This window comes from Aeromonas sp. s8 (assembly GCF_040907785.1).
Lineage (GTDB): Bacteria > Pseudomonadota > Gammaproteobacteria > Enterobacterales > Aeromonadaceae > Aeromonas > Aeromonas veronii.
Map to the genome: position 1 here is coordinate 18,204 of NZ_JBFOCL010000055.1, position 17,248 is coordinate 35,451.

The 17,248-nt window shown below is 57.3% G+C and carries 14 protein-coding genes; 7 read left to right on the plus strand and 7 right to left on the minus strand.

The window, feature by feature from the left end:
- The first annotated feature begins 1 nt into the window (after position 1).
- The 6 genes from AB5Y86_RS19215 (at position 2) to AB5Y86_RS19240 (ending at position 7,447) form a co-directional block, all read left to right on the plus strand.
- Entirely contained in the window at positions 2–1,513 is a 1,512-nt protein-coding gene (locus AB5Y86_RS19215) for a hypothetical protein (RefSeq protein WP_368193825.1), read from the plus strand.
- A 13-nt stretch (positions 1,514–1,526) separates the two neighbouring features.
- Positions 1,527–2,126: a sigma-70 family RNA polymerase sigma factor gene (locus tag AB5Y86_RS19220; RefSeq protein ID WP_005333245.1), complete on the plus strand. Its 600-nt coding sequence runs from the start codon at positions 1,527–1,529 to the stop codon at positions 2,124–2,126.
- A complete protein-coding gene (locus AB5Y86_RS19225; protein ID WP_118853799.1) occupies positions 2,119–2,898 on the plus strand; it encodes a DUF3379 domain-containing protein in 780 nt (259 codons plus the stop codon). The genes AB5Y86_RS19220 and AB5Y86_RS19225 overlap by 8 nt, the downstream gene beginning before the upstream one ends.
- A 402-nt stretch (positions 2,899–3,300) precedes the next feature.
- Entirely contained in the window at positions 3,301–4,587 is a 1,287-nt protein-coding gene (locus AB5Y86_RS19230) for an outer membrane protein transport protein (protein WP_139741171.1), read from the plus strand.
- A gap of 252 nt (positions 4,588–4,839) precedes the next feature.
- On the plus strand, positions 4,840–6,108 hold the full coding sequence (locus AB5Y86_RS19235) for an OmpP1/FadL family transporter (protein WP_368193816.1): 1,269 nt from the start codon (positions 4,840–4,842) through the stop codon (positions 6,106–6,108).
- 115 nt (positions 6,109–6,223) lie between these two features.
- The gene (locus tag AB5Y86_RS19240; RefSeq protein WP_368193817.1) at positions 6,224–7,447 is read left to right on the plus strand and encodes an EAL and HDOD domain-containing protein; all 1,224 of its coding nucleotides are present in this window, start codon (positions 6,224–6,226) and stop codon (positions 7,445–7,447) included.
- Here AB5Y86_RS19240 and AB5Y86_RS19245 read toward each other — a convergent pair.
- Positions 7,444–8,619 carry an acetyl-CoA C-acyltransferase gene (locus AB5Y86_RS19245; RefSeq protein WP_368193818.1) on the minus strand — a complete coding sequence of 392 codons (1,176 nt, stop codon included), beginning with the start codon at positions 8,617–8,619 and terminating at the stop codon, positions 7,444–7,446. The genes AB5Y86_RS19240 and AB5Y86_RS19245 overlap by 4 nt on opposite strands.
- A gap of 122 nt (positions 8,620–8,741) precedes the next feature.
- On the opposite strand from AB5Y86_RS19245, the gene AB5Y86_RS19250 reads away from it, so the two are divergent.
- On the plus strand, positions 8,742–9,134 hold the full coding sequence (locus AB5Y86_RS19250; protein ID WP_368193819.1) for a MerR family DNA-binding transcriptional regulator: 393 nt from the start codon (positions 8,742–8,744) through the stop codon (positions 9,132–9,134).
- A 106-nt stretch (positions 9,135–9,240) separates the two neighbouring features.
- Here AB5Y86_RS19250 and rplY read toward each other — a convergent pair whose 3' ends face one another.
- The 6 genes from rplY to AB5Y86_RS19280 all read right to left on the minus strand — a co-directional run.
- Positions 9,241–9,528 (minus strand): 50S ribosomal protein L25, encoded by a 288-nt coding sequence (gene rplY, locus AB5Y86_RS19255; protein ID WP_005360320.1) that lies wholly within the window; start codon positions 9,526–9,528, stop codon positions 9,241–9,243.
- 116 nt (positions 9,529–9,644) lie between these two features.
- On the minus strand, positions 9,645–10,532 hold the full coding sequence (locus AB5Y86_RS19260) for a hypothetical protein (protein ID WP_368193820.1): 888 nt from the start codon (positions 10,530–10,532) through the stop codon (positions 9,645–9,647).
- Positions 10,533–10,627: 95 nt separating this feature from the next.
- Entirely contained in the window at positions 10,628–14,527 is a 3,900-nt protein-coding gene (gene hrpA, locus AB5Y86_RS19265) for an ATP-dependent RNA helicase HrpA (protein WP_368193821.1), read from the minus strand.
- 239 nt (positions 14,528–14,766) lie between these two features.
- Positions 14,767–15,189, minus strand: coding sequence for a CBS domain-containing protein (locus AB5Y86_RS19270; protein ID WP_368193822.1), 423 nt, complete (start codon positions 15,187–15,189; stop codon positions 14,767–14,769).
- A 120-nt stretch (positions 15,190–15,309) separates the two neighbouring features.
- Positions 15,310–16,587, minus strand: coding sequence for an HD-GYP domain-containing protein (locus AB5Y86_RS19275; RefSeq protein WP_100645921.1), 1,278 nt, complete (start codon positions 16,585–16,587; stop codon positions 15,310–15,312).
- Positions 16,588–16,996: 409 nt separating this feature from the next.
- The coding region (locus tag AB5Y86_RS19280) for an integrase core domain-containing protein (protein WP_368193823.1) at positions 16,997–17,248 on the minus strand (252 nt) is incomplete at its 5' end.

Consider the following 17,248-nt stretch of genomic DNA (forward strand, 5'->3'; position numbering starts at 1 on the left):
GTTGCTCGCACTCGCGAGTCCACTTTGCTGGGCCCTGCCCCCACGGGCAGAGCTGCTGCCGGGGGCCGATCCCAGCGATTGGCTGCTGATCATTGAAGCGGATGGCGAGCGCCAGAGCAGCGAACTGGAGATCACCCCCCTACTGCGCCAGTTTGCAGTGGGCAGAGTGACCATGAGCCGGGTCACCACCCCGGTACAACAACTGACTCGCTGGCAGATCCCGCTGCACCAGAGCGGTTCACCTGCAAATACCGAGGTGGTGATTGCCCCGCTCAAGCTGGGAAATGAGTTTACCCCCTCGCTCACCCTGCCATTGAGAGAGGCGAAAACGGCGGCGCTGCCGCAACCCGCAGCCCCCTCGCCCCTCGAGATGCAGGCCAGCCTTGATCATCAGGGCCCGCTCTATCCCGGCCAGCCGGTGATCTACCGGCTGACACTGTGGCTGCCCACCAGTATGCAAAAACCGGCGCTAAGCGAGCTCAGCTCTGCCCACTTCACCATCCGTCGCCTCGGTAGCGACGAATGGATCGCCCCCGCTCAGGCAGGTCTGCCCGGCAGGCTCACCCGCAGCTGGCTTATTCAGGCAAAAACGCCGGGACTCTGGTACCTCGACTCACCCCGCTTGCAGGGGCAACTCACGCAGCAAGGGAGCAAGCCGCAAAAATTCTCGGCCCGTGCGGCACCACTCGAGGTTCGGGTCGACAAAGCCCCCGCCACGCCGGTGGCCACCCGACTGACCCTGAGCCAGCGGCTTGAACCGGCCACCACGGGGGAAGTGGGTGAACCGCTGATCCGGATCCTCACCCTGACCATGGAGAATGGTGACAGCGGCCAGATACAGCTTGCCCCCCTGATGGTCCATCAACTGCCAAGCGGCATACAGGCACATTCCGATGGCGAGCAACAGCAGGAGCGTTACCGAGATGGCAAGCTGCTGTTTGAGCGACAGTGGCGCCAGACTCTGGTTGCGGAGCAGAGCGGTGACTACCAGCTTCCCCCCATTGATCTGCCCTGGTTTAATACCCAAAGCGGCCGGATTGAGCAGGCCAGCCTGCCTGCCATCACGCTGACGTTTCAGGCAACAACAAATCGGCAACCTGATCAGCAGACATCGCAGGTGGCACTGCGAGAGAGCCTTTGGTGGGTCGTGCTGGCCATAACGCTGCGTGCGCTATGGTGCCACTGGCCCCGCTGGCGCGCCTTCTATCAACTGCAACGTGCCCTTGCCCAACACCAGCCGGATGCCAGTCGCAAGGCGCTGATCAAGTGGGCGACCTTGCGCTGGCAGGTCTCCTATTATCAATTAGGCCAGTTGCCCGACGCTGGGCATAATCGGCTCGGCAACGGGCTAGCCGCACTCGAGCGAGCCTGTTTTGCACGGCCCTCTTCTGGTCCGTCCATCGAGTGGCGCGCTCTGGCGCGTACCCTCAGGGCTGATGAAATGGCCGGTATTGCACATCTGATTTACCTGCTGGCGCACGGGAGTTCCCGCTCCCGCCGCCACGCCCCCTGACAAGGATTGCCCTATGGCACTGCTGTTTTTTAGAAAAAAACGTGCTCAGCAGCATATTGGTGGAAATGATCCGGCCACTTCGCCGGTCTCTGATCCCATGGCTGACAAACAAACCAAATTTGAAGCACTGGTTCATGCACTACATGGCGATCTCTACCGGTATGCCTACTGGCTGACCAGGGATCCCAACGTGGCGGAAGATCTGGTGCAAGAGACCTTCCTTCGTGCCTGGAAGGCTATCGACACCCTGCAGGATGACAAGGCGGCCAAGGGGTGGCTGATCACCATCCTCAGACGGGAGAACGCCCGCCGCTTTGAACGTAAACAGCTGGAGCTGGTGGATCTCGACGATCACCCTCAACCCCAGCACGATGCGCTGCACAGCGAGCAGGAGATGGAGAACGAGTGGTTGCACCGTCACATCGCCCGGTTACCCGAGGAGTACCAAGAGCCACTGCTGCTGCAAGTCGTGGGAGGATTCAGTGGTGAGGAGATTGCCGAGATGCTCGGCCTCAACAAGAACACCGTTATGACCCGCCTGTTTCGCGCCCGCAACCAGATCAAGGAGGCGATGGAGCAGAAGAACCAAGCAAGAGGACACGGACATGGATGAACTCGAATTTCGCCGCAACGCCATGATCCAGCCCAACGATCAACAACCGGACTTTCTCAGAACCGCTGACGCCAGCCAGGCCAATCGGAACTATCTCGACGAGATGAAGCAGTTCGACAGAACCCTCAAGCGCGCCATGCAGGTAGAGGTCCCAGCCGGACTGGCCGAGCGGATCCTGCTCAGGCAAGCCATGCAGCAAGACAGTGACGCGCCAGATGATTTGCCGCCATCCCGCCCCCTTGGCACGGCGCCAGTCAAGCTCCGGACATCGACATCCTGGCGCCAGATCGCCCTGGCTGCATCGGTCGCCTTCCTGCTGGGAATGAGCACCCGCTGGATCACGCTGCCAGAAACGGCTCCTGCGGCCCTCTCCCTCGCACAGGTGGCGATGGCTCATGTCTATGGCGAAGAACCCTTTATTGAAGGTGTCGATGAGCAGGTCAATCTGCATAACATCAATGCCAAGATGGAGAAGTATGGTGCCACCTTAAGCGGGATGGATGGGCTCAAGGTGACCTATGTCAATCACTGCTCGTTTTATCAGGGACCGGCCTTGCACATGGTGATCCAGGGAAAAATGGGGCCTGTCACTCTCTTTTTAGTGCCCAAACATGTGCCATTAACCCTGCAACAGGCCACCTTTGAAGATGGCACCCTCAAAGGGGAGATAGTCCAGCTCAAAGGCGCCAATATGGTACTGATTGGCGAGATGAAAGAGCCACTTGCCCCCGTTGCCAATGCTCTGCAGTCACGTCTGCAGTGGGACATTTAACATCGCCGGTTAACAACCTCAGAACCATCCTCAATAGCAGGCGGCGGTCACGAGCCGCAGCCTGTTCTCTCCCTGTTTACTCCCCTTTGTCACTCATTTGCCTCAAGATTTCGAAAAATTGACAAAATTATTTTTGTGACGGAGATCGGCAATCCAGGTCAATAATCCACCTTTAGACCCTGAAAATGATGAATTAAACAGCAGGTTAAAACAAATGATTAACACATCGATCACTTTTATGTATTCTGCTGTCACTGGTCTGATTTCTTACCTCCTACCAGATCCATAGAATCACGCCAGAATTGATTGGGAAGAAGCTGAAATAAAAACGGATTTTGTCGAGGTTTGCATTGAACGTGCAGCCAATATCGGCAAAAAAATCTGCCTACAAGAGAGAACACCATGACGACAACTATTTTCAAGAAGAGCCTGATTGCCGCCACCATCGCGCTGGCCACCGGTCAAGTCCATGCCGCGGCATTCCAGTTGAACGAGCACTCGGCCTCCGGTCTGGGTCGCGCCTATGCCGGTGAAGCGGCTATCGCCGACAACGCCTCTGTTCTGGCCCGTAACCCGGCCGCCATGACCACCTTCGACAAGATGGCAGTTTCTGTCTCCGGCACCTACATCAAACCGGATGTGGATGTGGATGGTGCTGTTTACGCTGGCGCGAACAAAATGGCTCCAGCCAGCGAAAGTGGCATTGCTCCGGCAGCCTTCGTTCCCGCCTCCTACTTTATTCAGCCGCTGAATGACCAGTGGGCTTGGGGTATTGGCATCTTCTCCAACTACGGTCTCTCCACCGAATACTCCAAAACCTTCCCGGCTGGTGCCGGTGCTGGCGATACCGAGTTGATGACCTTCAATATCAACCCGAACATTGCCTATCGTGTCAACGAACACTTCAGTGTCGGGGCCGGTATCAACGCCGTTTACGGTGCCGCCGAACTCAACCGCTATGCCGGTCTGCTGGGTCCGCTGAATCCTCCTGACAAAGGTGGCCCGCTGCCGACAGATACTCGTCTGGCTCACCTGAAAGGCGACACCTGGGGCTTTGGCTGGAACGTTGGTACCCTGTATGAAGTCAATGAAAACCATCGCTTTGCACTGACCTACCGTTCACAAGTCGATATGAGCTTTGATGGTGATTTCCAAGGCGCAAGCTCACTGAATCGCACCGTGGATGGCAACCTGAAACTGGATCTGCCTGCACAAGCCGAGTTCGCCGGTTACCATCGCCTGAGCCCACAGTTTGCTGTTCATTACTCTGTAAACTGGACTGACTGGAGCGCCTTCCAGGAGCTGAAAGCAACCAGCAGCCAATGTGCTGGCGGCGTATGTCTGCAAAAAGATGAGAAGTTTAAAGACTCTACTCGTTACTCCATCGGCGGTACCTGGTATATCAACCCGGCCTGGGAAGCTCGCATGGGCTTTGCCTATGACAACACCCCGATCGAAGCTGACTACCGCAGCCTGAGCATTCCCGACTCAGACCGTATCTGGTACAGCGCCGGTGCCACCTACCATATCAACACCGATATGAGCGTTGACTTTGGTATGGCTTATCTGGACGGTAAAGAAGTTGACGTCAACGAAGGTCTGCGTAGCCACTCCGACAGCCTGCGTTGGAAAGGAACTTCCCACGGCAACGCCTTCCTAGCTTCTGCCCAGTTCAACATGAAGTTCTGATTATTGATAGAATGGAAAGAGCGCCGCCAGGCGCTCTTTTTTTGTCCGAAATAGCCAGTTCAGCGCACACATGTAGCACACACCTGTTTATTTTTCTTTTTTAATCAAGCTATTAGAATGCATCCTTCCAGCATTTAATCTTGTTTTATCCAGATACTGCCCATTACCGTTGCCTTACTGGTCATACCATATAAAATCCTGCCTCCATTCATATGACCGATTGAACCTTCGGGTAACAGCAAGGATTTTGCCATGCATCCCATCATCAAACCATCCACCATCGCCCTGCTGGTGATCGCGGGTCAGGCCCATGCAGCTGGGTTCCAGCTGGCTGAGCAGTCCGCTACAGGCCTGGGACGCGCCTTTGCCGGTGAGGCCGCCATCGCGGATAACGCCAGTGTGCTCTCCCGCAATGCAGCAGCTATGACCCGCTTCGATCAGATGGCGCTCTCTGGCGGAGTCATCTATGTCAGTCCAGACGTCAATATTGAAGGCAACACCCGCTTGCCGACCAAAGCCGGCATCGTCACCTCCGATGCCAGTGCACACGATATCGCCGCCGCAGCCTGGGTTCCCAACGCCTATCTGATCATTCCACTCAATGAGCAGTGGCGACTCGGCTTCTCGGCAACCTCTTACTACGGCCTTGGCGTCAAGATGCCGGATAACTACAGCGCGGGACACTTTGGCAATGTCTCCGATATCAAGACCATGGATCTGGGTACCTCACTCGCCTATCGCATCAATGAGATGTGGTCAATTGGTGCCGGGATCTCTGCTATTCAGGGCGAAGGCGAAGTCGGTGGCACCTTCCCCTCTCGCAACCTGATCGCAAAACATTTGCAAGGGGATGGCTGGGCATGGGGCTGGAATGTCGGCACCTTGCTGGAGTTGTCCGAACAAACCCGAATTGGCCTATCCTACCGTCACGATGTCAATTTGACACTCTCGGGAGATGCTATCGTGGGCCGACCCAATGCAGATGGCTCCGTTACCGAGATCAGAGATACCGGCAGTCTGGATCTGCCATTACCCGCCACCGCAGAACTGGCTGCATTCCATCAGCTGACTGACAAGCTGGCTCTCCACGGCAGCCTGAACTGGACCAACTGGAGCAAATTCGTTCAGTTGGAAGCTGATCTCAACAATTTGCAGAACATGCACATCAAGGACGAGCACTGGGAAGATAGCTGGCGCTACGCCATCGGTATGACCTATCAGGTCACACCCAAATGGCAACTGCGCTCCGGTGTGGCCTATGACGCCAGCCCGGTGCCAGCCGATCGTCGTACCATCTCCATCCCGGATGCCGATCGCCTCTGGTACAGCCTGGGAATGGGGTATCAGTTCACGCCCAACCTGACCGTGGATCTGGGGCTGACCCTGATCGATGGCAAAAAGGTGGATGTCACTGAAAAAATGGAGCTGCAACCGGGTAATCCGTTGACGACCTCCACCTTCCAGGGCACTTCCGAAGGAGATGCCTGGCTAGCTGGTGCACAATTGAGCTATCTCTTCTAAATTCCTTCCCTGCAAAAAACGCTATGCCAATTATTGCCTTACTCAATAAGGTGAACACTGGCATAGTGTTCTGCAACACCATAAAATCAACCCAGTACCTTTACTGGAGCAAGGCATGTATTCCTACGTAGCAAGACAGCCGATCCTCGACAGAGACCTCAAAACTCATGCCTATGAGCTGCTCTTTCGCGATAGTCTGAATAATGTCTTCCCGAGCATCTCCTCCCAGCAGGCGACGTCACGCCTGGTGGTCGAACAGTTCCTCCAACAAAATATCGATCAGCTGTTGGGAGGCCGCCCCTGCTTTATCAATTTCCCCCACTCACTGCTGCTGGAGGGATTGGCAGAGTGCCTGCCGCCCGAAAAAGTGGTGATTGAGATCCTGGAAGATTCCCCACCGGATGATGCCCTGCTGGAAAAGGTGAAACAGCTGCACAAGCTGGGATATCAACTGGCACTCGATGACTTCACCATGTCACCGGATTGGGAGCGCTTCCTCCCCTTTATCCACATCATCAAGTTTGATCTTCGTGCCACCCCCCTGATGCAGATCAAAGTGTTTATCCAGCGGCATCAGACGCTGGGGCTCACCTATCTGGCGGAAAAAGTAGAGGACAAGGCGGAGTTCGAGCGGGTCAAACAGCTGGGGATCCAGCTGTTCCAGGGCTTTTTCTTCAGCAGACCCGAGATGGTCAAGCAAGCCACCATGGAGCCAGCGCAAGTCGTGGTGATGCAGTTGCTCAACGTGGTCAACGAGGCAGAGCCTGATATCAACAAGATTGAGCAGCTACTCGGTCAGGATATCTCCCTCTCTCTCAAGCTGTTGCGCTATGTCAACCATCTCAAAGGTCACACCAACCCTATTTCGTCATTTCGCCAGGCTGCCATCTATCTGGGCAACACCCAGCTAAAGCGCTTTGTCTCGCTGGTAGCCGCGACCAGCGCCGGCAAGGGCAAGAGCGCCGAGCTCTACCAGATGTCGATGATCCGAGCCCGATTCTGTGAACTGCTGGCCCACGCCCACGCCCCGAGCCAGCAGGCACAACAGGCCTTTATCACCGGTCTATTCTCCCTGCTGGATGTACTGATGGAGCAGCCGATGGACAAGCTGCTCGGCACTATCCCTCTTATCGACGATATTCGGCTGGCGCTGCTGGAGCGAAAAGGCTATCTGGGTTTCTACCTCGCGTTTTGTGAAGATTACGAGAGCGCCAACTGGTCACGGGTAACGGCCAGAACAGCCCGCCTGGGGCTGAGCGAGGATAAGGTGAGTCACCTCTATCTGGCCGCCACCACCTGGGTCACGGAACAACTGCTGGCGATGGAAGCCACCAATTAATTCGTCTCGTCATTCACCTCGACCGCGATAGCGGTCGCCTCCCCGCCCCCGATACAGAGCGCGGCCACGCCTCGCCGCAAACCCCGTTGCCGCAGCGCGGCGATCAGCGTCACCAGAATGCGCGCGCCACTCGCCCCCAGCGGATGACCAAGCGCACAGGCCCCACCATGGACATTGACCTTGTGATGAGGGATGCCGACCCCGCTCATGGCCAGCATGGTGACCATGGCGAAGGCCTCGTTGATCTCGAACAGATCCACCTCTTCCACCGACCATGCCAGACTCGCCAGCAAGCGTGAAATGGCGCCAATGGGCGCAGAGGTAAATTCGGCGGGCAATGCCGCGTGGCTCTGATAACCGACGATCCGTGCCAGCACTGGTACCTGCCAGGCTTGCGCCGTGGCGCCATCCATCAATATCAGCGCCGCCGCACCATCCGAGATGGAGCTCGAATTGGCCGCCGTAATGGTGCCCTCCTTGCCAAACGCTGGCTTCAGGGTCGGGATCTTCTCCGGTCTGCCCTTGCCAGGCTGTTCGTCTTCGGCCAGCAACAAGCGCTCACCGCGATAGACGCTTGTCAGCTCGGACACAAACGCACCAGCTTGCTGCGCATCGCGGGCACGCTGCAACGACGCAAGAGCAAACTCATCCATGGCACTGCGGGTCAAACCGGCCAGATCGGCGCTGCGCTGGGCATGTACCCCCATCAGCTGGCCATCATAGGCATCTTGCAAACCGTCGAGGAATAGGTGGTCCAGCACCTTTTGATGCCCCATCCGAAAGCCGCTGCGGGCATTATCCAGCAGATAGGGGGCACGGCTCATACTCTCCATCCCCCCCGCGACCACCACCCTGTTGTCACCAAGGCGGATGGTATCCGCGGCCAGCATCACTGCTTTCATGCCGGATCCGCACACCTTGTTGACCGTGGTAGCAGGCGCACTATCTGGCAACCCTGCTTTCAACAACGCCTGCCGGGCTGGCGCTTGCCCCACGCCCGCCGCCAGCACATTGCCCATGAACACTTCATCGACCTGCTCCGGACGCAGCCCGCTTTGTTGCAGTGCCGCTTCGATGGCACAGGCTCCCAACTCAGGCGCAGTGACCTCTGCCAATGCCCCCTGAAACGCCCCCATCGGAGTCCGTTTTGCCGCCACAATTGCAATATCCATTTGCCTGCCTCTGTTTGTTACATAGCCATAACATAGGGGTTCTGACGCGATGGAACAAGAGTTGCAGTGCAGTTTACGTTTAGGTAAGGTGCAGACAGGATTTAGTTCGCCAAGAAGTCTGTATGAACAACAAGGATGAAGGACGGCGCTTCAGCATCAGTGAGCTGGCCCGGGAATTTGATATTACGACGCGCAGTATCCGTTTCTACGAGGATCAGGGGTTGCTCAATCCCGCCCGAGAGGGACAAACCCGCATTTACAGCAAGCAGGATCGGGTTCGCCTCAAGCTCACCCTGCGCGGCAAGCGGCTCGGATTCAGCCTCGCCGAGATCCGCGAGCTGTTTGATCTCTATGATGCCGACAAGAGCAGCCGCACCCAGTTACAGACCATGCTGGAACTGGTTGAGGAGAAACGGGAGACACTGCAACAGCAGATGGAAGATATCAGGATGGTGCTGCTGGAGCTGGATGCCGCCGAGCAGCGCTGCCAACAGGCGCTTAGCCAGCTGGGATAACCGGCTTGCTGGGCTGACCAGGTAACTCTTTCAGCCCGCTCACAAGATGCCAGATAGCAAAAAGCCACTCCTGAGAGTGGCTTTTCTTCAACCTGACGGTTCGCTATTAAACGCGAACGAAGTCCAGGTGGATCAGCTTGTAACGTACCGGGTGACGCTGGATAGCTTTCACTTTTACGTTAACTTCTTCACCGTTGACAACCAGAGTCAGTACAGACTCATAGAATTCCGGCTTCTCTTGAGCCAGGATCATTTTCTTGTGGTCAACAGTGATGGACAGGGCTTCTTTGCCTGCACCGTAAACGATGGCAGGAACTTGGTCAGCTTGACGCAGGCGGCGGCTCGCACCTTTCCCCAGGTCAGAACGGACTTCAGCTTGGAATACGAAAGACATAGTATGTATCTCTTTTGGATGAATATATGGTGCTAACTGCGACCGGTCAGCACCTCGCAAAACGAGCGCGAATACTACCACGGGCCAAATTCGGATACAAGGTACCGACTCTGCATTTAGCGCCCTTGCTCCAACCGGGCGAATTGCTGCTGACGCTGGGCCGGGCTCAGGGCATCAAACTTCGCCAGGGTCTCGGCGCGCGGGCAGTAGAGACCCTCCCCCGTTCTGACTCGAATGCTCTTGCCAAGCCGCGGCTGATTCTCTGCCACCAGCGCCAGCAAATAGCTGTAGGTATCGGCTCCCCGGGCGCTGGATAACTGGTTGGCAATGCGCCACAGGGTCTCCCCTGCGGCGACCTGATGACACACAGTTTGTGGACCGCCGGCTGCAGGAGCCGAGAGGGTAAGCATGGCGTCACTGCCTGCGGATAAGCTAGCCGTGTGGCTGGCCAGCGCCATATCGGCGCTCGCCCCCCTCGCATCTCCCCTGGCGCCTGTCATTCCTGCCGTACGATACGTCACCCCAAGCTGAGCCAGTAGAGGTTCGCTCTTGTCGGGGTCGCTGGGTATATCAACACCACCGAACGCGTCTTGGGGTGTACGGAACTCGGCGATAAAGGGGGCGACAGGTTGCGCGTGATAATCAGGGGACCCACTCCCCTGCTGCACGATTGCACCAGCCACAACAGCCTGCCCGGGGACAACCCCGTAAGCCATCTCGTCGATGCGCCGCAGCCTTGCCAGATAGGTTTTGGAGAGCTGCGCCTCCCCCTCGAACAGATCGAAGGGGGGCACCAGCCGGGCTGGAAAGAGGATCTGCCAGCGACCCAGCTTCTGCTTTTGGGCCAGCGGCGGAAACTGATTGCCACGCCAGGCCACAAACATCGCAGGCGGCGTGCGCGCCAGCGGGTAATATTCCGGGTTCAACTGCACCCAGGTTTGTTCCGCGATGGGTTGATAACCGCTGATCACCACCTGCGCCACACTCAACCAGATCCCCAGCATCCTTGCCTCCCTGATTTGCGGTTTGAAGGGGCTACCTGACCGGCAACCCCTTCTCATCACCCGCGATCATGCTGTTAAAACAGTTAGATAGCAGCTTAGCACTGAGCGATAGCGTTAAGCACCCGTTTATCGGAGACCGGATAAGGGGTCCCCAGATTCTGAGCGAAGAACGACACCCGCAGCTCCTCAATCATCCAGCGAATATTGGCCACCTCGGTGGGAATAAGCTGGGATTTGGGGATCTTGGCCAGCAGCGCCTTGTACTCCGACTCCACGCTGTGCACCTTGAGCATGTAGACCCGATCCCGGTTGGGATCGATGGCAAGCTTCTCGAGACGACGCTCGATGGCCCGCAGGTAGCGCAGCAAGTCAGGCAACCGCTGCCAGCCGGTCTCGGTGACAAAACCCTTGTGAATAAGGTTGCCGAGCTGCTGCTGGATATCGGACATAGCAAAAGCGGTGTCGAGCTGCATCTTGCCCTTGAGCCGCTTCTTGATCTCATGGGAGAGCGTCAGCACGGCTTCCACCTGCTTGGCCACCTCCACTACCGCATCGTTGAGCTCGGCGCGGACAAACTCCTTGAGCGCCTCGAAACCGGCCTCGTCCCAGGCCAGCCCGCCATGCTGCTCGATCAGCTTGTCGCAGCCACAGGCGATGCAGTCGTCAATCAGCTCCGCCACCTTGCCAAACGGGTTGAAATAGAGTCCCAGCTTGGCCTTGTTGGGCAGCTTCTCCTGCAGATACTTGATGGGAGATGGCACGTTGAGCAGCACCAGCCGGCGCTGACCGGCCCACATCAGCTGCTGCTGCACCACCGGACTCTCCACCAGCTGGATGGCGACCGAATCTTTCTCGTCTACCAACGCCGGATAAGCTTTCACCTCGAAGCCGCCGCGCTTCTGGCTGTACTCCTGAGGCAATTCACCAAAGCTCCACAGAGTGAGGCCGGACTGCTCGATATCATCGTCCGCCACTTGTGACAGGGTCTCCTGTACCTTGCCACGCAGGGACTCTTTCAAGGCTTCCAGATCTTTCCCTTCCGCCACTTTCTTGTGTTTGTCGTCCACCACCCGGAAGGTGAGTTTCAGGTGATCGGGCACAGCAGCCCAGTCCCAGGATTCGCGAGGTACGGTGACGCCGGTCATGCGGCGCAGTTGGCGCTCCATCTCGTCCAGCAGCGGTCCCTGCTCGGGGTTGATGCTGGCAAGCAGCGCATCGGCATAGTTGGGCGCCGGCACAAAGTTCTTGCGCATCGGCTTGGGCATCGACTTGATAAGGGCCACCAACAGCTCGTGGCGCAGCCCGGGGATCAGCCACTCGAACCCCTTCACCTCCACCTGATTCAGGAGCGGCAGCGGGATATGCAGGGTCACGCCATCGGCGGCCTCTCCCGGCTCGAACTGATAGGTCAGCTTGAGCTTGAGGCGCCCCTGCTGCCAGAAGTTGGGGTAGTCGAGATCGCTGATGTGGGCCGCATCCCCCTTCATCAGCATCTCTTTTTCGAAGTTGAGCAGCTCGGCGTCCTGCTTTTGCGCCTCTTTCCACCACTTGTCGAAATGGCGAGCGGAGATCACCTCCTCTGGCAAGCGGGCATCGTAGAAGCGGAACAGATCTTCATCATCCACCAGGATGTCGCGCCGCCGGGATTTGTGCTCCAGCGCCTCCACCTCGGCCAGGAGCTTGCGGTTATCGCTGAAGAAACGGTGACGGGTCTCGAAATCCCCCTCCACCAACGCGCGGCGTATAAAGAGCTCGCGGCACAGCGCCGGATCGATACGGCTGAAGTTGATGGTGCGCTCGTTGACCAGGGTCAGGCCATAGAGGGTCACCTTCTCCTTGGCCATTACAGCGCCGTTTTTCTTCGACCAGTGGGGGTCGCTGTGGTGCAGCTTGATGAGATGGCCTGCCAGCGGCTCCACCCACTCGGGTTCAATCTTGGCGTTGATGCGAGCGTAGAGGCGCGAGGTCTCTACCAGCTCGGCGGCCATCACCCACTTGGGTGGCTTTTTAAACAAGCCCGAGGCAGGGAAGAGGTGGAAACGGCCGTTGCGGGCACCGAGAAACTCCGGCTTTTCCAGATCCTTGTTGCCGATGTGGCTCAAGAGGCCGGTCAACAGCGCGCAGTGCACCGTCTTGAAATCTGCCGGTTCATGGTTGGCTTTAAAACCCAGCTCCTTGACCGTCTGGCGCAGCTGGAAGTGAATGTCCTGCCATTCACGCACCCGCAAATAGGAGAGAAACTCCTTCTGGCACATGCGGCGAAACGGGTTGCTGCCAAGGGCATCCTGCTGCTCTTTCAGGTAGTTCCACAGATTGACGAAGGCGAGGAAGTCGGAATCCTTGTCCTCAAAGCGCCTGTGTTGCTCATCGGCGGCCTGCTTCTTCTCCATGGGTCGCTCACGGGGATCCTGAATGCTGAGGGCCGCGGTGATCACCATCACCTCGCTCAAGCAGCCGGTCTGCGCCGCGCTGATCACCATCTTCGCCAAACGCGGATCAAGGGGGATGCGCGAGAGCTGGCGACCGGTCTCGGTCAGCTGCAACTTGGCTTCGCGCTCGCCGGTGGCGGGCAGCTCGCGCACCGCCTCCAGCTCTTTCAAGAGAGTCAGGCCATCCTTGATATGGCGCGACTCTGGTGGCTCGACGAAGGGGAAAGCCTCCATATTGCCAAGGCCGAGCGCCAGCATCTGCAGGATGACGGAGGCCAGGTTGGTGCGCAGGATCTCGGGGTCGGTGAAGGCAGGGCGGCCGTTGAAATCCTCCTCCGAGTAGAGGCGGATACAGATGCCGTCCGCCACCCGACCGCAACGCCCTTTACGCTGGTTGGCGCTGGCCTGGGAGACCGGCTCGATGGGCAGGCGCTGCACCTTGGTACGCCAGGAGTAGCGGCTGATGCGGGCTGTGCCCGGATCGATGACGTAGCGAATGCCCGGCACCGTCAGCGAGGTCTCCGCTACGTTGGTGGCAAGCACGATGCGCCGCCCAGCATGGGGCTGGAACACCTTGTTCTGCTCGGCGTTGGAGAGGCGGGCGTAGAGCGGCAGCACCTCGGTGTCGCGCAGATTGAGCTTGCGCAAGGCATCGGCGGTATCGCGGATCTCCCGCTCGCCGTTCATGAAGATAAGGATGTCCCCCAACCCCTCGCGGGCCAGCTCTTCCACCGCATCGAAGATCCCCTGCAGCTCGTCACGCTCTTCCAGCCCTTCATTTTTATCACTGACGAGTGGGCGGTAGCGCACCTCTACCGGATAAGTGCGGCCGGAGACCTCGATCACCGGCGCCTTGTTGAAATGGCGGGAGAAACGTTGCGGGTCGATGGTGGCCGAGGTGATGATCACCTTGAGATCGGGGCGCTTGGGCAGCAGTTGCTTGAGATAGCCCAGGATGAAGTCGATATTGAGGCTGCGCTCGTGGGCCTCATCGATGATGATGGTGTCGTACTGGGTCAACATCCGGTCATTCTGGATCTCCGCCAGCAGGATACCGTCGGTCATCAGCTTGATGTGGGTCTGCTCGCTCACCTGATCGGTAAAGCGCACCTTGTAACCCACGTAGTGGCCAAGCTCGGACTCCATCTCCTCGGCAATACGGGCCGCGACGGTGCGGGCTGCCAAACGGCGTGGCTGGGTGTGGCCGATAAAGCCCTTCACCCCGCGCCCGAGCGCCAGACAGATCTTGGGGATCTGGGTGGTTTTGCCCGAGCCTGTTTCCCCTGCAATGATCACCACTTGATGTTCTTGAATGGCCTTGGCGATCTCAGCCTGCTTCTGGCTGACCGGCAGGTTGTCCGGATAAGTCACCTTGGGTACTCCGGCCAGACGGGTTTGATAGCGCGCTTGCGCGGCATCCAGATCGGCAGCGATGGTCTCCAGCACGGCAGCCTGTTTGCCTTCAGGCAGCTTCTTGACCCCGTGCAGACGGCTGGAAAGGCGACGGGCGTCGAGGTTCATGCAGGCAGAGAGACGGCGGCGCAGCGCCTCGATAGAGAGAGACAAGGTACGAATTCCTTAAATAGGTGACCAGAGGGGCCATATCGATTAGCTGCGAGCGATCCTAAAGAGCGAGCGGGAACGGTGCAAGCCTTAACGTAGCGTTATATATGGGAAGACGAGAGATTGGCCGATCCTCAAACATGACATAACAATCATTGTAAGATGGCATAACATGAATAAATGGCAGCATATTAAATAGCCAAGGCAAGCCGAAGCTTGCCTTGGGAGAGAGAAAAACAGGGTTAACCGTGGGTGTGATGGACAAAACAGGTAGTGAGCTGGGCGTGAATGGCCTGCATGACGTTGTGGCGATTGATGACACCGAGCAGACGCCCCTCCTCCACTACCGGATAGATTTTCGGCTTTTGCCCCATCATCATCTCCGCCAGGCTCAAAATGCTGGTATCGGGACCCACCGACAACACCTCCTTGCGCATCACATCCTTGACCTGCGCCACCTGTTCGCAGTGATAGGCCTCTTTAAGCAGCACTGCGATGCAATCCTGCTCGGAGATCCAGCCAATCAGATGGCCCTGCCCATCCACCACCGGGCCACCGAGCTGATGACTGTTCAGAAATTTCTCGACCGCAGCTTGCACCATCATGTCAGCAGTGAAGGTGATGGGTCTGCTCTGCATATAATCCCTGGCTTTTAGCGATTCCATATCTGCTCCCCTACGGTAGTCCATCAAGCTGGCGTCTTGTGCGCCGGTACCGGCACCATGCTCGGCTTGTTCCAAGCATAGCTGGCTCGCGGCGGTATGAGTCAGCGGCCAGCCTCTCCCTCAATTGATGGCATGATCCGGCTCGCGATCCGGAATGGCTGCCATCATCATCTGCGGCAGGTGATCGGCCAGCACCGCCACCACAGCGGGATCGACCCGCCCCTGATCCGCCAGTTGCTGCATAAAGGTCAATGCGTCACGGGCAGGCAGACCGCGCCGATAAGGTCTGTCCTGCACCATTGCCTGAAAAATATCAGCGACCCGCAGGATCCGCGCTTCAAGCGCCATGGCGGATGCCGGCAGGTGGAACGGATAGCCCTCCCCGTCAGGCTCCTCATGGTGATAGGCCGCCCAACAGGCAATCTCCTCAAACCCTTCGATATGACGCAGGATCTGGTAAGTCTCGAAGCTGTGGGTATTGATGATGGCCCGCTCCTCTTTCGTCAGGCTGGCAGGCTTGTCGAGGATCTCGTCCGGCACCCTGAGCTTGCCCAGATCATGCAGCAAACCGGCGATCTCCAGCATGTCGCAATGGATGGCACTGACCCCCATCAATTCTGCCAACGCACGTGACAACCTGCTCACACCGAGTGAATGAGTCATCGTGAATGGGCTTTTGGCGTCGACAATGCCGGAGAAGATCTGCGCCAGCGCTTTTAGCTCCCCGTTGAAGGTCAGGCAAGGCTCCCGCACCTGCAGCATCTCCAGCATGTAATCATTGATGGAGCGCGCTTCCAGCTGCAGCCAGAATGCCTCAGAGCGAGACGCCTTGAGGAAGGCATCCACCAGCTCGGGGGCAAAGAACTCGTCACGGAAATCCTGCAGGCGTGCGCGGATCTCGTTGGTATGCATCAACAATGAACCATCACCATAGTAGGGCGCCGCCAACGCATCGCAGCGATCCACCAGAAAGATAAGGTTGGCCTGACGGGCTACATTGGGGTCCACATCGGCCATTTCGCGCAGCAGGTGCCAGTGGGTATGGTGATAACGGATAGGCAGGGCCAGTGGGGCCAGCAAACGGAAATCCTTGAGCAGCTGATATCCCACCTCGCAGTGGCGCTGGGAGGACTCCCAATCGAACTCGCTGACCAGGTGGTGATGGGTGATGGTCGAGGAGACACCGATATCATGCAGCACTCCGAGCTCGAACAGCAGACAGCGTTCGGCCTCACTCATCCCCAGTTCCCGGCTGCACTCGGCAGCCATAATCCCGACCCGTTTACCGTGGGCCACATCGCCAATGCCCACCAGATCCAGCGAGGCAGACAGGGCATACACCACCTGCCTTAGATCCATTTGCAACGAAAAGGGGGCTGCGCCCTGCGCTCTGTCCATGATCCGGGTCCCATGCGATGTTGTCGTATCAAACTGGCACTGTTTTATGCTTCGCCTTCTATCAACTTAGTCAATAGCCGAGCCTTTTACCTTGTTTTTATAGGCATTTATGACCCTGGCACCTTGAAAAGACAAAGATCACAGCTGGATTTATTTGGCCACTCCCATTCAAGTTATATTTATCCGTTCAAAAATATTCGAGCAGACTTTTTAAATCTCGCGTAGAAATTGTGAGCAATTTTAAAAACTCATATCTGAGCGAAACAATCAACACCCCAACTTTACTTAATTATTACTTAATCAGAATTAAAGAGTGCTCGGCTTGCCAGTAAGAGTTTTGAATAAATGCACACCACAACGCCCATAACTGCCACCATCCCCAAATTAATTAACCAAACTGTTGTAGTGGTCAACTAAATCCGGACACTTGGTTAGGCCGTTCTTCGGCTTTTGCTGGCGGTATCCCGTCATTGTGTTGATGTGGACGCCGCCAGTTGTAGTAATCCATCAGGTAGTAACTGATATCCCGCTTCGCCTCTCGCAAGTTCATATATCCCATAGCCGGGAGCCACTCTGACTTCAGGCTTCTGAACAACCGCTCCATCGGGGCGTTATCCCAGCAGTTGCCACGCCGACTCATACTCTGGGTCATGCGATAGCG

What these genes read in the sequence shown, in the direction of transcription:
- AB5Y86_RS19220 (WP_005333245.1), top strand. Translation starts at nt 1,527, where the DNA reads ATGGCACTGCTGTTTTTTAGAAAAAAACGTGCTCAGCAGCATATTGGT.
- AB5Y86_RS19225 (WP_118853799.1), top strand. Translation starts at nt 2,119, where the DNA reads ATGGATGAACTCGAATTTCGCCGCAACGCCATGATCCAGCCCAACGAT.
- AB5Y86_RS19230 (WP_139741171.1), top strand. Translation starts at nt 3,301, where the DNA reads ATGACGACAACTATTTTCAAGAAGAGCCTGATTGCCGCCACCATCGCG.
- AB5Y86_RS19235 (WP_368193816.1), top strand. Translation starts at nt 4,840, where the DNA reads ATGCATCCCATCATCAAACCATCCACCATCGCCCTGCTGGTGATCGCG.
- AB5Y86_RS19240 (WP_368193817.1), top strand. Translation starts at nt 6,224, where the DNA reads ATGTATTCCTACGTAGCAAGACAGCCGATCCTCGACAGAGACCTCAAA.
- AB5Y86_RS19245 (WP_368193818.1), bottom strand. Translation starts at nt 8,619, where the DNA reads ATGGATATTGCAATTGTGGCGGCAAAACGGACTCCGATGGGGGCGTTT.
- AB5Y86_RS19250 (WP_368193819.1), top strand. Translation starts at nt 8,742, where the DNA reads ATGAACAACAAGGATGAAGGACGGCGCTTCAGCATCAGTGAGCTGGCC.
- rplY (WP_005360320.1), bottom strand. Translation starts at nt 9,528, where the DNA reads ATGTCTTTCGTATTCCAAGCTGAAGTCCGTTCTGACCTGGGGAAAGGT.
- AB5Y86_RS19260 (WP_368193820.1), bottom strand. Translation starts at nt 10,532, where the DNA reads ATGCTGGGGATCTGGTTGAGTGTGGCGCAGGTGGTGATCAGCGGTTAT.
- AB5Y86_RS19270 (WP_368193822.1), bottom strand. Translation starts at nt 15,189, where the DNA reads ATGGAATCGCTAAAAGCCAGGGATTATATGCAGAGCAGACCCATCACC.
- AB5Y86_RS19275 (WP_100645921.1), bottom strand. Translation starts at nt 16,587, where the DNA reads ATGGACAGAGCGCAGGGCGCAGCCCCCTTTTCGTTGCAAATGGATCTA.